Below are 14,098 nucleotides of genomic sequence, written 5' to 3' on the forward strand. Positions count from 1 at the left end.
GTAAAAATGACGTACTTTTTCATAAAACAGGAGTGTTCCATGAATTGGACAGAACGACTTAAAGAAGAATTTTTATCCGGTTGGAAGCCTTTTGAAGTGGCGTGGATAGTTATTTTTCTTGCTGCACAAATTATTGCTTATGTTCTTGCGCCGGATAGCCCATTAGGCATGATTTCGGGGATTGCTGGTATTCTCTGTGTGGTATTGGTGAGTAAAGGGAAAATTAGCAACTATTTCTTTGGGCTTATTTTTGCTTACACCTATTTTTATGTCGCCTGGGGAAACAATTTCCTTGGTGAAATGAATACGGTGCTCTATGTGTATATCCCATCACAATTTATCGGTTATTTTATGTGGAAACAACACATGCAAAACGATAATGGTGGTGAAAGTGTAATTGCAAAAGCCTTAACGCCAAAAGGTTGGGCAATTTTACTCGTGAGTGTTGGGATTGGTACTTTTTGCTTTGTTCAAGCCTTAAAAGCGGCAGGCGGGAGTTCTACAGGATTAGATGGTTTAACCACGATTATTACCGTAGCAGCACAATTATTGATGATTTTGCGTTATCGTGAGCAATGGTTATTGTGGATTGTCTTAAACGTGCTTTCCATTTTGCTTTGGGCAGAACAGCCAGCAATGTACTTAATGTATAGTGCTTACTTACTCAACTCATTATATGGTTATTACAACTGGACGAAACTCGTCAAGACGGAAAACCACTAATCACATCAATAAAAAAGGGCATAGCAATATGCCCTTACATTTTCAAATAAAATGCCTTCGTCAACGCAATAAATTCCTCTGTGTACTGATTGTTTTCATCATAAATTACCAAGCTATCTTTTACCTGTGGTAAATGCTCTCGGCTAAATGTGAGTAACATCCGTTGTGGATCTTTCCCTGTCTTTGTAATGACATCAGTCTGCTTGATGCAATAAAGTGTGGTTGAATTTATCAATATTTTTCCCGCCTCATGAGGCAAGATAAAACTGATATTTCCTTTTTCGGATAAACAACTCGCCGCCCAATTTAACCAATCTAAATGGCTTTGTTGAACATAACGGGCAAGGGCTCGTTCGTCATTTTTACACTCTACACCTTGTGCAAAATAAGGTGGGTTCGCCACAATTAAATCAAATTGATGCGCTGTTTGTTGGCAATAAGCTTGCACATCTTGGCGTGTTAAATGAAGACGATTGTGCCATGGCGAAGCCTTGAAGTTTTCTTGTGCTTGTTGTGCTGCAAGGGGATCAAGTTCAACGGCTTCAATTTGGCAATGCTCATGACTTCGTTGGGCAAGCATTAATGCAACCAAGCCTGTGCCAGTCCCCATATCAAGAATACGCTGACAATCAGACACATCCGCCCAAGCACCCAGTAAAATGCCGTCAGTGCCGACTTTCATTGCACAATGTTGTTGATTAATATGGAATTGTTTGAAGGTAAAGCTGCTCATAAAATCTTGCGGAAAATGACCGCACTTTCAGGTATAATCAGCCCCAATTTTAACAAATTAACGCAAAATAATGAATTTATCCCCATTTGAAGCATTCGATCTTTCTCCCGAATTATTAAAAGCCTTAGAAAAGAAAGGCTACACCCGTCCAACCGCAATCCAATTAGAAGCGATTCCGGCAGCCATGGAAGAACGTGATGTGCTCGGTTCTGCACCAACAGGTACAGGCAAAACAGCTGCATTTTTATTGCCGGCTATTCAGCATTTATTGGATTATCCTCGTCGTAAACCAGGCGCACCTCGCATTTTAATTTTAACGCCAACTCGTGAATTAGCGATGCAGGTTGCAGAGCAAGCGGGAGAGTTAGCGCAGTTCACGCATTTGAAGATTGCAACCATTACCGGCGGTGTGGCGTATCAAAATCATGGGGAAGTATTTAATTCAAATCAGGATATTGTGGTGGCAACACCGGGGCGTTTATTGCAATACATCAAAGAAGAAAACTTTGATTGTCGTGCGGTAGAAATGCTGATTTTTGATGAAGCAGATCGCATGTTGCAAATGGGCTTTGGCCAAGATGCGGAGAAAATTGCCGCTGAAACGCGTTGGCGTAAACAAACGCTCCTTTTCTCTGCCACATTAGAAGGGGAGCTATTAGTTGATTTTGCCGATCGTTTATTAAATGACCCAGTCAAAATTGATGCTGAGCCAAGTCGTCGTGAACGCAAGAAAATCAACCAGTGGTATTATCACGCCGATAGCAATGAACATAAAATTAAGTTGCTTTCGCGTTTTATCGAAACCGAGAACGTGAGTCGCGGCATTGTGTTTGTCCGTCGTCGCGAAGATGTGCGTGAGCTTTCTGAAACTTTGCGTAAACGTGGCATTCGTTCTACTTATTTAGAAGGCGATATGGCACAAACTCAACGTAATAATGCTATTGATAAACTGAAATCGGGAGTGGTTACTGTGTTAGTGGCCACTGATGTGGCTGCTCGCGGGATTGATATCGATGATGTGACACATGTCATGAACTTCGATTTGCCTTACAGCGCAGATACGTATTTACATCGTATTGGTCGTACGGCTCGTGCAGGGAAAAAGGGTACTGCTGTTTCTTTTGTGGAGGCTCATGATTATAAATTGCTCGGTAAAATTAAGCGCTACACGGAAGAACTGTTGAAAGCACGTATTTTAGAAGGATTAGAGCCTCGCACTAAACCACCGAAAGATGGGGAAGTAAAATCCATGTCTAAAAAGCAAAAAGCGCGTATTAAAGAAAAGCGTGAAGAAAAGAAAAAATCAGAGGTGAAGAAGAAAGCCAAACTTCGTCATAAAGATACGAAAAACATTGGTAAACGTCGTAAACCAAGCGCAGAAAAAACAGCCGAGGAATAATAAAAAACAACCGCACTCATTAAGTGCGGTTATTTTTTTGACTATTTATTGACTTGACTACCGATTACGCCACCTAATGCGGCACCGCCTAATGTGGTTGCGGTATTACCACCAAGCATATAGCCTGCTGCGCCACCGATAGCTGCGCCAGTTGTTGTATTTTTTTGAGTACGACTCATATTTCCACATGCTGCAAGGGAAATAACAGTCATCGCGATAACAAATGATTTTCCAATTAATTTCATAGGATCTCTCCGTGTTTAACATATAAAACTATCCATTGTGATAGTAATCCATAAGACAAATAGAGATGAGTGAAAGTTCAGAAATATGCGTTTTTCGATGTTTTTCTGAACAATTAAATATCTTGAATATTAATCTTTAGCTTGATCTAATACTTTCGCAACCACTTTCAAATATTCAATCGCCAAACTATGATGCCCTGTACTCGCATTAAACACTAAATCTTCACTTAATACGCCACAAGGCATATCCTCTGGGATTTTACCGTCCTCATAAGCTTGATAATCTTCTCGCCAGTCACCATCAAAATAATAGTGTTCTAAGGTTTTCATTTTGGGTAAGAAGGCTTGCCATTTTTCAAGAAATTGTTCCGCGTCAGCTAAGAAACTCTCCGCTTCATTGAGAAGGTTTTCCATTTCTGAAATTTTATCTAAGCGTGATTGAGGTAACATAGCTTTCTCCAAAATAAGGTAAAAATAAACCGCACTTTATGCGAACAAAGTGCGGTAAGTTTATCATACGTTTTTAGACTTACACATCATAAGTCGTTGATGCGGTATTACCGCCACGACCGGTCCAGTTGGTGTGGAAGAATTCGCCACGTGGTTTGTCAGTACGCTCGTAAGTGTGCGCTCCAAAGTAGTCACGCTGAGCTTGCAGAAGATTTGCTGGTAAGCGAGCTGACGTGTAGCCGTCTAAGAAGGTAATCGCAGACGCCATACATGGCATTGGAATACCCACTTCGATAGATTTTGCCACCACTTTACGCCAGTCACTTAATGCGTTTTCTAAAATGCCTTTGAAGTAACTATCTGAACCTAAGAAGATTAAATCTGGATTTGCTTCATATGCATCACGAATGTTACCTAAGAAACGGCTACGAATGATACAACCTTCACGCCATAATAACGCCGTTGCACCGTAGTTAATATCCCAACCAAATTGTTCAGAGGCTTCACGAATAAGCATAAAACCTTGTGCGTAAGAAATGATTTTTGAAGCCAATAATGCTTTACGCACCGCTTCAATCCAAACTTTTTTGTCACCTTCAACTGGAGTAATAGTTTTATTGAATAATTGATTTGCTGCAACACGTTGATCTTTAAATGAAGAAACACAGCGTGCAAAGACGGATTCAGTGATTAAGGTTAATGGAATACCGAAATCTAAGGCGTTGATACCCGTCCATTTACCTGTCCCTTTTTGGCCAGCTGTATCTAAGATTTTTTCTACTAACGGCTCACCGTCGGCATCTTTATACCCAAGAATGTCAGTGGTGATATCGATTAGATAACTATCAAGTTCAGTTTTTTTCCATTCTGAGAAGATGGCTTGCATTTCGTCATAACTTAAGCCTAAACCTTCTTTTAAGAATTGGTAAGCTTCACAGATTAATTGCATATCGCCATATTCGATACCGTTGTGAACCATTTTCACAAAGTGGCCAGAGCCTTCACCGCCAACCCAGTCACAGCAAGGCTCACCTTGTTCGGTTTTAGCAGAGATTGCTTGGAAGATAGGTTTAACATATTGCCATGCTTCTTGATTACCGCCTGGCATGATGGATGGTCCATGACGCGCACCTTCTTCACCGCCAGAAACACCCGAACCGATAAAGCGGATGCCTTTTTTAGCCAATGCTTTTACACGACGGTTGGTATCTGGGTAGTTTGAGTTACCGCCATCAATAATGATGTCGCCTTCTTCTAAGTGCGGTAATAATGCCTCAATGAATTGATCCACCACATCACCCGCGCGCACCATTAACATCACTTTACGTGGTTTTTCTAATTTAGAAGCTAAATCTTCTAATGAGTATGCGCCGATAATGTTGGTGCCTTTTGCCGCACCTTGCAAAAATTCATCCACTTTTGACGTGGTACGGTTATATGCCACAACTTTAAAGCCATGATCGTTCATATTTAAAATGAGGTTTTGCCCCATTACGGCTAAGCCGATAACACCGATGTCGCCTTTTACTGACATTGTTTTCTCCTGTTGATAAGAGGAATCGCCTACTGTAATTTGTTATGATGTTACTGGTAGGCTAATCCTATATTGTGTTTAATTTGATTATTTTTGCATAATGTAATGCATTTCTACATTTTTCGCTTTTGCTGCTTTTCCTAGATCTGCTTTATCGCTTTCACTATCTCCAACAAGGTATAAAGATACATCTTTGCCGACCTTTTCTGCATTATTTAGTCCATACATAGCAACTGCTTTATTCACAGATTGACTGTTCCCTGCAATTCCGATATGTAAATTATCTGTAGCTAAAAGAGATACGAGTCGTTTTCCTGAAGTACCACCTGCGGTTCTAATCGTTGCTACAAGCATTCCATTTGAAACTGGGTTTCCTGCTTCTGGAACTTGAAGCATTACTGAGCGATTATCTTTTGGCATTTGTGCCGCTAACTGATTTAAAGATGGCCCAGATGAACAAGCAAATAACAAAGTTGAAGTAAGTAGTACAAACAATTTTTTCATTTTTGTCTCCATATCATTCTAATAAATTAACTCTTCATCCACGCACTCATGTGTTGCGTAAACCCAATATGCGGATAGTAATCCACCGCTTGCGGAGCAGATAAAAGCACAATTTTTGCTTGAGGATGTAAGGCTTGTTTAGTATGTTCAATTAACTGTAAACCGATACCTTGTTTTTGATATTGTTCATCAACTGCTAAATCAGATAAATAACAGCAATAGGCAAAATCCGTCACCGAACGCGCCACACCCACTAATCGTTCACCATCCCAAGCGGTGACTAATAAATCCGCATGATGCAACATCGCTGCGATGCGTTTTTCATCCTCTAACGGACGGCGTGCCCCTAGCGTTGTTTTATTTAGCAGTGCAATAAATTGTTTAACTGAAATCGGTTCATTCACTTTGTAGTCTATCATTTTGCAAGCCTGTAATATTTGATACTCAACTTGTTATAGCAATTTAGCTGCTACTTTATCCAAATACCATTCCGTCACCCCATTTTTTGATTTAATTTTGGCAGCAGGGTAAGGCAGATTTTCTGCAGGAGTCGTTTGGATTTCTTTTAAAATATCCGCTTTGCTTTCGCCGGTAACCAAATAGGTAATGCGTTTGGCTTGTTCAATGAGTTTGGCTGTTTTAGAAATGCGAATTTGACCACTTTCAGGGTGTTTTGCAATGACAGCTAGATTTTCATCATCAAAATTGGTTTGATGTGGGAAGAGAGACGCGGTATGACCGTCTGTTCCCATACCTAAAATAATCCAATCAAAAACACCGTTTGGAATGACCGCACTTAATTCTTCTTCGAAACGTTTTAGCTCAAAGTGCGGTTCATTTTCACCACGAATTCGATGAATATTTTCTGCTGGAATTTGAATGTGATCAAATAAAAGTTTTTGCACTTCACCATAGTTACTTTCAGGATCAGATGGCGGAACCATACGATCATCTCCCCACCAAAAATGCAGATTTTTCCAGTTAATTTGTTCTACATAAGGCGCTTTGGCTAAGGTTTTGAATAACAACTTAGGCGTTGAACCACCAGAAAGGGAAATATGCACAGGGTGAGTTAATTGGCTATAAATCACAAATTCTTGTGCAATTTTATCGACTGCGTGTTGAGCTGTTGGGAAGCTGATAGAGTTCATTGATTTTCCGTAAGATGGGCTTTAGCCCACAATTTATTATATTCTATATTAACAGAGGTGGGCTTTAACCCACCCTACATTAGATTAATTAAACTTTTTTCTTCATTAAACCTGTCGGTTTACGCCACACTTTGCCTTGTTTTGCAATTAATTTATCGGCTGCCACAGGGCCCCAAGTACCCGCTTCATATTCGTGAATACGCCCACCATTCGCTTTGTAATCTAAAATCGGTTGCACAAATTTCCATGCGGCATGCACAGCATCAGTACGAGCAAACAAGGTTGCATCGCCTTTCATCGCATCTAACAATAAGCGTTCATAAGCGGTTAATACTTGCGCGCCTGCTAAATCTGCATAACGGAAATCCATTGATACTTCTTTCGCTTCAAAACCTGCGCCTGGTTTTTTCAAACCAAAACGCATTGAAATCGCTTCATCAGGTTGAATACGAATAATCAATTTATTCTCTGGTGCATTTTGGCTGAATACAGGATGTGGTGTAGTTTTAAAATGAATCACAATCTCTGTCACACGTGCCGGCAAGCGCTTACCTGTACGTACATAGAAAGGTACACCTGCCCAACGCCAGTTTTCGATTTCACAACGTAAGGCCATAAAGGTTTCAGTGCGAGAGTTAGCTGGTACGCCTTTTTCTTGTAAATAGCCTTTGACTTCTTTGCCATCAATTTCGGCTGCGGTGTATTGACCAAGCACTAAGTTGTGTTCAACATCATCTTGCGTTAATGGGCGTAAAGAATGCATGACTTTGGCTACTTCATCACGCATTGAGTTCGCATTGATGATTGCAGGAGGTTCCATGGCAACCATGGCTAAAACTTGTAATAAGTGGTTTTGGAACATATCACGCATTGCACCGGATCCATCATAATAACCACCACGCTCTTCTACACCCATTGATTCAGCACCGGTAATTTCCACATAATCAATGAAATTACGGTTCCAAAGAGGCTCAAACCACCCATTTGAGAAACGTAAAACAAGTAAGTTTTGTACAGTTTCTTTACCAAGATAATGATCAATACGATAGATTTGATGCTCTTCAAAGAAACGATGAATTTGAACGTCGAGTTCTTGCGCTGTTTTTTCATCGTAACCAAAAGGTTTTTCGACAATAATGCGCTTCCAACCCTCTTTTTCTGTATTTAAACCGTGAGCTGCAAGGCATTCTGGAATCACACCATATAAGCTTGGTGGCGTTGACATATAGTAAAGGGTATTGCCATTCGTTTGATATTTAGTATGTAATTCTTCTAAACGAGGTACTAATTTACCGTAATCAGCCGCATCAGATGTATTTATGGCTTGATAATAGAGATGGCTACAAAAAGCGTCTAGCGTTTCTGGCGTAGTTTCTTCTGTTTTAAGTAGCGCTTCACGCATTTTTTCACGGAAAGTGTCATTGTTTAATTCTGAGCGCGCGACACCCAATACAGAAAATTGGTTCAGGCGACCAAATTTGAAAAGATTGTAAAGTGCTGGAATGAGTTTACGGTGGGTTAAATCACCAGAAGCACCAAAAATCACGATACAGTTATTATTCGTTTGCATATTATTCCTTATTGTTCCGAGTCGGTTATTTTAAATAATGTAATATATTACTGCACTTTACCAATCGAACCAATCAATTAAATTGAAAGACAGATGCCCAATTTTGTGTATTATCTGACACCATCACAAAGTTTGGATTAATTAAACTTTCACGCTGGTTATAGGTAAGTGGCTGAAATTGTGGATCGAAAATTCTACCATTGATTTCAGCTAATAAAATTTCAGCGCCTGCAGTGTCCCATTCGCCGGTTTTGCCGAGGCGAATATAGCAATCAACCGCTCCTTCTGCGACTAAGCCACTTTTTAAACTACTTGAACCGACCACCGTAAATTCGCATGACAAATTCTTCGCTAAAATTGACCGCACTTTTTCTTGCGAAGTAGTTGCGCCTACGGCGATTTTTAAAGGTTTTGTGAGATCAATTTTTCGTGGTTGTAAGGCTTTTATCTCTTTGTCGGTTTGTTTAAAAGCCCCGAAACTTTTCATGGCGTAATAAGTGATATTTAGAATAGGAAAGTGAATGACGCCAAGTATAGGTTGGTGGTTTTGCACGAGTGTAATTAAGACCGAAAATTGATCCGTGCGATTAATAAATTGCTGAGTGCCATCAAGGGGATCGATCAACCAATAGGTTTGCCAAGTTTGACGTTGTTCAAACGGAATATTGCAATTTTCTTCTGAGAGAACAGGAATATCAGGGAAAAGAGCGGTTAGTTTTTCGATTAAAAACTGGCTGACAAATAAATCTGCTTCTGTCACAGGTGTGTTATCCGATTTAGTTTGTATTGCCACATTCTGTTGATAAAAACGAGCCAAATGTTTTCCCGCTTCATTGGCGAGCGAGCGAACTTGATCGAGAAGAGATTGAGATAATTGCATAATTTTCTCTTATAAAAATAGGCTATCGGAAGATAGCCTATGGTGATTGATTATTGGGCTTTTTTCGCTCGTAGCACACGAGAAGCGAAAATGACGATACCAAAGATAAATACGGCAAGACCGAGTAATTCACCCATATTATCCCAGTTTTCTAACGCTAAGGCTAATGGCGCTTCAGAACCGCCAGATGTCACAGAAGCCGCGATAATGAAGGCTAAGATAACACCCATTAAGCTTTCGCCCACGATTAAACCGGCAGCGAAAAGTGTACCAAAACGTTCAGCTTTTTTCTCCACTTCAGTATTGTGAGTTCGTTTTGCATAGTTCTTAATATGACGAGAAATAAGCCATGCCATCACGGCACCAACTACAACTGGCATATTAATTGATGGTGGAAGATAAATACCAATACCTACTGCTAAAACAGGTAAGGCAAAGCGACCGTTGCTGGTTTTACGCATAAATGCATCAACAATGATTAACACCACACCCAAACCTACACCACTTAAAATGTAAGTCCACTCTAATTGGTTGGTGAAAATACCTTTTGAAATAGTGGTCATAATGGTTGCTTGTGGTGCAGAAAGTGCTTGTGTTGGATCCATATCTGGACGAGGTAATGCACCCGTGAAACCATAAGCGTGGTATAAAATCTCTAATACCGGCGCAATCACTAATGCACCAACAAAACAACCAATAATCAATGCAACCTGTTGTCTCCAAGGGGTGGCTTCAACTAAAAGACCGGTTTTTAAGTCTTGTAAGTTATCGTTTGAAATGGTTGCTGTGGTTAATACGATAGATGCGGTGAATAAGGTCAATGCGGTTAAGAATTTTTGACCGTCTGCCGTTTCAAATAAACCACTGCTTTTACCAATTGTCACTAAAACAAGTGAAATCACGATAACGGAAATAATTCCGATACCTGAAATTGGGCTAGAAGATGAACCAACTAATCCCGCCATATAACCCGATGCCGCTGCGACGAAGAAGCCAATTAGCACCGCAAGTACAGTACAAACTACCACTAATAACACGGCAAGTTCAGCAGAGATTGGTGCGGCTGCAACGAAGTGATATAAGGAAATCACGATTAATACGACAGTCGCCAACAAAATATAAATAATGGTTTTTGGTGATAAGTCGATATCAATACGATGTTCGGATTGTGCTTGTGAGCCTTTTAACATACGGAAAGAATGAATCATTCCCTCAATCATTGGTTTGAGAAGGATTAATAATGTCCAGATTGCAGCAATACCGATAGTGCCTACACCAATAAAGCGAACTTTGGTTTTCCATTCCGTCATCGCATAACTTACAATAGAAGCATCGGTTGGCATATCACCTGTCGCCGTGAAATAAGGTACAGCTACACCCCAAGCGAGAAATGTTCCAAATAACATTGCAAGACCGCCTACAATACCAATTAAATAGCCGGCACCAACTAATGCGAGAGAGAAGCCCATCGGTAGTTGAAAAGCCGCCTTACCATTGGAAAACCAGGCACTTGCGCTATCAGACATGACACGTAATGCGTTTGTTAAGAATGCAACAACACTTGCAAAAATACCGCCGTAAGCGATATCTTTTACACCGCTATCGTTTTCATTATTGTTACCTGCTTTTAAAATTTCAGCTGCTGCCACACCTTCAGGATAAGGCAGGTCACTGTTCACCACCATTGCACGACGTAATGGAATGGTAAATAGTACGCCTAAGGTGCCCCCAGAGGCGCAGATAAGCACAGTTTGCCAGAATGGGAATTCCTGCCAGTAACCCATCATTAACAGGCCTGGAAGAACGAAAATAACAGAAGACAAGGTCCCCGCTGATGAAGCTTGGGTTTGCACCATGTTATTTTCTAAGATACTGGAATCCTTGAAGAATTTTAAAATTGCCATAGAGATTACGGCAGCTGGGATGGAGGAGGCAAATGTCATCCCTACTTTAAGACCTAAATAAACGTTAGAGGCAGTGAAAATCACTGTGATTAACGCACCGAGGAATATTCCTCGAAAGGTCAATTCTTTTAAATTATCATGCAACATAGATTGTCCTATTTATTTTGAAAAATGACTATACATTCTCAAAAAAAGAATATTTATTCAAGTTTTATTTAAAGTTAATTACTTATGATTAGAATTTATCTAAATTTCTTCGAGTTATTTACGTTTTTTTAAATAATCTAGCAAGGTATAAAGTGCGGTTAAGTTTCTTGCTTCATTAAATTCGTCACTCACCAATAATGTGTCAAGTTGAGATAAAGGGTAACGCACGATTTCTAATGGCTCTGGTTCATCTCCTTCTAGTTGATTTGGATATAAATCTTCACCCAATAAAACGTGCATTTTATGACCCATGATTTGTGGATTGATCTTCATCGTGCGTAAAAATGTCCATGTTTTTGCCCCAAAGCCAATTTCTTCCTGCAATTCGCGATTAGCACTTTGTTCGGGCGTTTCTCCCGTATCCATTCCACCTTTTACAAAACCTAATTCATATTGTTCCGTTCCAACAGCATATTCGCGAATCAGGAGAAGATCCTCTCCATCAATGGCAATCACCATCACGGAATCTCGATTGAAAGGGCGAAAACGTTCGTAAGTGCGGTCAATTCCATTGGAGAATTTGAGATCAACAGCTTGAATTTCAAACAGGCGAGATTTTGCCACGGTGGAAATGGAAAGAATATATGGAAGTTGTTTTTTCATGATATTAGCCCTATTATCTTAATTATTGGCTCATCATACGCAAAGTGAGAGAAATAGGAAGAGTTATGGCAGAAAATAACGAAGTACGATTAGATAAATGGCTTTGGGCAGCACGTTTTTACAAAACTCGTAGCATTGCGAAAGCGATGATTGAAGGGGGCAAAGTCCATTACAATGGTCAACGAGCCAAAGTAAGTAAAAATGTAGAAATCGGTGCCATGATTAAGTTACGTCAAGGCAGTGATGAAAAAGAAATTGAAGTGATTGCCTTGAGTGACCAGCGCCGAGGCGCCCCTGAAGCTCAATTGCTTTACCAAGAAACGGCACAGAGTGTGAAAAAACGCGAAGAAATGGCATGGGCGAGAAAAAATAATGCACTTTCGATGCCACATCCTGATCGTCGTCCAAACAAAAAAGAACGTCGAGATTTATTGAAATTTAAACACCAAGATGAATACTAGAAAATAAAAATGCAGATCAAGGTGATTTGCACTTTTTTTATCTGTCTGAAACCATTTTAATTTTTAAAAAGCTCCTGGGAATATGCTAAAATTTTTCTGTTTCCAGGAGCTTATTTATGTCAGAACTCACCTCTAATCAATATTTAATCATCATTGCCGTGCTGGTGTTTATCAGCATTGTGATGCTTTTTCTATTAAGCCGCAGCAAACGAGATACGCAAGAATTACAACAAGACCTCAATAAAACCATCGGCGATTACAATCAATTAGCTGAGCGTTTTGACTCCTTAAGCGGAATCAAAAATCAATTAGAACAACAAGCCGTGAAAGCGCAAACGCATGCGGAAGGCTTGCAAACTCGTCTTAATGAACGTGATGAAAAAATCCAATATTTAGAAAAAGAATTGGATGAAGAACAGCGCCGACACGATCAAATTGGCGGGCAAATCACCGCATTAAAAGAACGCTTTGGGATCGCATCCGCACAAGCCGAAAGCTTACAAGGTCAATTACAACAAGCGCAAGAAAATGTACTTAGAAAAGAACAAGAGCAGCAAAAAACGCAGGAAAAATTGACCGCACTTTCACAAGAATTAACGGAGTTGAAAACCACCCTTTCCGAAAAAGAAAAGCATTTTGCCGAACAGCAACAGCATATTGAACAATCCAAACAACAACTAGGCGTAGAATTCCAAAATCTGGCCAACCGCATTTTGGAAGAAAAAAGCCAATCCTTTAATCAAACCAATCAAACGGCATTGGAAACCTTGTTGAAGCCTTTCCGAGAACAAATCGAAGGCTTTCAAAAACGGGTCAATGAAATCCATTCGGAATCGGTGAAAGGTAATGCGGGCTTAGAAGCAGAAATCAAAAAGGTGTTGGAAATTGGCTTAAATATGTCGCAAGAAGCCAATAATTTAACTTCTGCGCTAAAAGGGGAAAAGAAAACCTTAGGCAACTGGGGAGAAGTGCAACTTGAACGCGCACTTCAACTTGCGGGACTCATTGAAAACGTGCATTACAGTGCGCAGGCCCATTTTAAAGATGAACAAGGCGGTCGAAACTATCCTGATTTTGTGCTTAATCTGCCCGATGAGAAAAACATCATCATTGATAGCAAAATGTCATTGAATGCTTACGAAAGTGCGGTCAATTCTGAGGATGAATTTGAACGTGAGCGTTTACTAAGGGAGCATATTAAAGCCCTGAAAAATCACATTGATGACTTGCATCGCAAGGATTACAGCAATTTGATTGGCATGCGCAGTCCTAATTTTGTCTTGATGTTCATTGCAGTGGAACCCGCTTATATTGAAGCCTTAAAATTAGATCCAAATCTATTTAATTATGGCTACGAGAAAAATGTGATTATGGTTTCACACACGACTCTCATGCCAATTTTACGCACAGTGGCGAATTTATGGCGTATCGAACGCGGCAACGCCGAAGCAAAAGAAATCGCAGAAAAAGCAGGTGAAATTTACAACCAGATTTGCTTGGTGGCAGAACGTTTAAACAAACTGGGTAACACCCTTTCTACCGTGAGCAATCAATACAACAGCACCGTCACCGCCCTTGTGGGGCAACAAGGTTTAGTGGGGAAAGTGGAACGCTTTAAAGATTTGTCAGCGAAGGCTAACAAGAGCATGCCAAACGTTGAATTACTCAATAATGACGTAGATTTAACACGTCTATCTCTTATCACTAACGAGAACGGGGTAAAATAAAGCATAC

The 14,098-nt window shown here is 40.2% G+C and carries 15 protein-coding genes; 4 read left to right on the forward strand and 11 right to left on the reverse strand.

The window, feature by feature from the left end; translation table 11 throughout:
• Window positions 1-39: 39 nt before the first annotated feature.
• Window positions 40-723 (forward strand): nicotinamide riboside transporter PnuC, encoded by a 684-nt coding sequence (pnuC, locus tag QQS40_RS03710; protein ID WP_329506173.1) that lies wholly within the window; start codon window positions 40-42, stop codon window positions 721-723.
• A gap of 34 nt (window positions 724-757) precedes the next feature.
• On the opposite strand, the gene QQS40_RS03715 is transcribed toward pnuC, so the two are convergent.
• On the reverse strand, window positions 758-1,456 hold the full coding sequence (locus tag QQS40_RS03715) for a tRNA1(Val) (adenine(37)-N6)-methyltransferase (RefSeq protein WP_329506175.1): 699 nt from the start codon (window positions 1,454-1,456) through the stop codon (window positions 758-760).
• Between the two features lie 70 nt (window positions 1,457-1,526).
• On the opposite strand from QQS40_RS03715, the gene srmB reads away from it, so the two are divergent.
• Window positions 1,527-2,855 carry an ATP-dependent RNA helicase SrmB gene (gene srmB / locus QQS40_RS03720; RefSeq protein ID WP_329506177.1) on the forward strand — a complete coding sequence of 443 codons (1,329 nt, stop codon included), beginning with the start codon at window positions 1,527-1,529 and terminating at the stop codon, window positions 2,853-2,855.
• Between the two features lie 41 nt (window positions 2,856-2,896).
• Here the strand turns inward: srmB and QQS40_RS03725 are convergent, their stop codons facing one another.
• From QQS40_RS03725 to nudE, 10 genes are all read right to left on the reverse strand, one after another.
• Window positions 2,897-3,067 carry a YMGG-like glycine zipper-containing protein gene (locus QQS40_RS03725; protein ID WP_521705705.1) on the reverse strand — a complete coding sequence of 57 codons (171 nt, stop codon included), beginning with the start codon at window positions 3,065-3,067 and terminating at the stop codon, window positions 2,897-2,899.
• A gap of 162 nt (window positions 3,068-3,229) precedes the next feature.
• Window positions 3,230-3,550, reverse strand: coding sequence for a DUF4298 domain-containing protein (locus QQS40_RS03730; protein WP_049357286.1), 321 nt, complete (start codon window positions 3,548-3,550; stop codon window positions 3,230-3,232).
• A gap of 79 nt (window positions 3,551-3,629) precedes the next feature.
• The gene (gene gnd / locus QQS40_RS03735; RefSeq protein WP_329506181.1) at window positions 3,630-5,084 is read right to left on the reverse strand and encodes a decarboxylating NADP(+)-dependent phosphogluconate dehydrogenase; all 1,455 of its coding nucleotides are present in this window, start codon (window positions 5,082-5,084) and stop codon (window positions 3,630-3,632) included.
• An 87-nt stretch (window positions 5,085-5,171) separates the two neighbouring features.
• Window positions 5,172-5,588 (reverse strand): hypothetical protein, encoded by a 417-nt coding sequence (locus QQS40_RS03740; RefSeq protein ID WP_289902151.1) that lies wholly within the window; start codon window positions 5,586-5,588, stop codon window positions 5,172-5,174.
• Between the two features lie 26 nt (window positions 5,589-5,614).
• Window positions 5,615-6,007, reverse strand: a complete 393-nt coding sequence (locus QQS40_RS03745) for a GNAT family N-acetyltransferase (RefSeq protein WP_126470165.1) — start codon at window positions 6,005-6,007, stop codon at window positions 5,615-5,617.
• Between the two features lie 33 nt (window positions 6,008-6,040).
• A complete protein-coding gene (pgl, locus tag QQS40_RS03750; RefSeq protein ID WP_329506184.1) occupies window positions 6,041-6,739 on the reverse strand; it encodes a 6-phosphogluconolactonase in 699 nt (232 codons plus the stop codon).
• Window positions 6,740-6,827: 88 nt separating this feature from the next.
• Window positions 6,828-8,309: a glucose-6-phosphate dehydrogenase gene (gene zwf, locus QQS40_RS03755; RefSeq protein ID WP_126470169.1), complete on the reverse strand. Its 1,482-nt coding sequence runs from the start codon at window positions 8,307-8,309 to the stop codon at window positions 6,828-6,830.
• A gap of 73 nt (window positions 8,310-8,382) precedes the next feature.
• Entirely contained in the window at window positions 8,383-9,192 is an 810-nt protein-coding gene (gene cysQ, locus QQS40_RS03760; protein ID WP_289902169.1) for a 3'(2'),5'-bisphosphate nucleotidase CysQ, read from the reverse strand.
• Window positions 9,193-9,239: 47 nt separating this feature from the next.
• Window positions 9,240-11,240, reverse strand: a complete 2,001-nt coding sequence (locus QQS40_RS03765; RefSeq protein ID WP_289902149.1) for an OPT family oligopeptide transporter — start codon at window positions 11,238-11,240, stop codon at window positions 9,240-9,242.
• Between the two features lie 114 nt (window positions 11,241-11,354).
• Entirely contained in the window at window positions 11,355-11,903 is a 549-nt protein-coding gene (gene nudE / locus QQS40_RS03770; RefSeq protein WP_128787967.1) for an ADP compounds hydrolase NudE, read from the reverse strand.
• A 65-nt stretch (window positions 11,904-11,968) separates the two neighbouring features.
• On the opposite strand from nudE, the gene hslR reads away from it, so the two are divergent.
• Window positions 11,969-12,364 (forward strand): ribosome-associated heat shock protein Hsp15, encoded by a 396-nt coding sequence (gene hslR, locus QQS40_RS03775; protein WP_128787968.1) that lies wholly within the window; start codon window positions 11,969-11,971, stop codon window positions 12,362-12,364.
• 116 nt (window positions 12,365-12,480) lie between these two features.
• Window positions 12,481-14,091: a DNA recombination protein RmuC gene (locus QQS40_RS03780; protein WP_329506188.1), complete on the forward strand. Its 1,611-nt coding sequence runs from the start codon at window positions 12,481-12,483 to the stop codon at window positions 14,089-14,091.
• Window positions 14,092-14,098 lie beyond the last annotated feature (7 nt).

This window comes from Haemophilus parainfluenzae, from assembly GCF_036288925.1.
Taxonomy (GTDB): Bacteria; Pseudomonadota; Gammaproteobacteria; order Enterobacterales; family Pasteurellaceae; genus Haemophilus_D.

Bases quoted from the DNA above. Each gene is read 5' to 3' on its own strand.
- pnuC (WP_329506173.1), top strand. From the start codon at position 40: ATGAATTGGACAGAACGACTTAAAGAAGAATTTTTATCCGGTTGGAAG.
- QQS40_RS03715 (WP_329506175.1), bottom strand. From the start codon at position 1,456: ATGAGCAGCTTTACCTTCAAACAATTCCATATTAATCAACAACATTGT.
- srmB (WP_329506177.1), top strand. From the start codon at position 1,527: ATGAATTTATCCCCATTTGAAGCATTCGATCTTTCTCCCGAATTATTA.
- QQS40_RS03725 (WP_521705705.1), bottom strand. From the start codon at position 3,067: ATGACTGTTATTTCCCTTGCAGCATGTGGAAATATGAGTCGTACTCAA.
- QQS40_RS03730 (WP_049357286.1), bottom strand. From the start codon at position 3,550: ATGTTACCTCAATCACGCTTAGATAAAATTTCAGAAATGGAAAACCTT.
- gnd (WP_329506181.1), bottom strand. From the start codon at position 5,084: ATGTCAGTAAAAGGCGACATCGGTGTTATCGGCTTAGCCGTAATGGGG.
- QQS40_RS03740 (WP_289902151.1), bottom strand. From the start codon at position 5,588: ATGAAAAAATTGTTTGTACTACTTACTTCAACTTTGTTATTTGCTTGT.
- QQS40_RS03745 (WP_126470165.1), bottom strand. From the start codon at position 6,007: ATGATAGACTACAAAGTGAATGAACCGATTTCAGTTAAACAATTTATT.
- pgl (WP_329506184.1), bottom strand. From the start codon at position 6,739: ATGAACTCTATCAGCTTCCCAACAGCTCAACACGCAGTCGATAAAATT.
- zwf (WP_126470169.1), bottom strand. From the start codon at position 8,309: ATGCAAACGAATAATAACTGTATCGTGATTTTTGGTGCTTCTGGTGAT.
- QQS40_RS03765 (WP_289902149.1), bottom strand. From the start codon at position 11,240: ATGTTGCATGATAATTTAAAAGAATTGACCTTTCGAGGAATATTCCTC.
- nudE (WP_128787967.1), bottom strand. From the start codon at position 11,903: ATGAAAAAACAACTTCCATATATTCTTTCCATTTCCACCGTGGCAAAA.
- hslR (WP_128787968.1), top strand. From the start codon at position 11,969: ATGGCAGAAAATAACGAAGTACGATTAGATAAATGGCTTTGGGCAGCA.
- QQS40_RS03780 (WP_329506188.1), top strand. From the start codon at position 12,481: ATGTCAGAACTCACCTCTAATCAATATTTAATCATCATTGCCGTGCTG.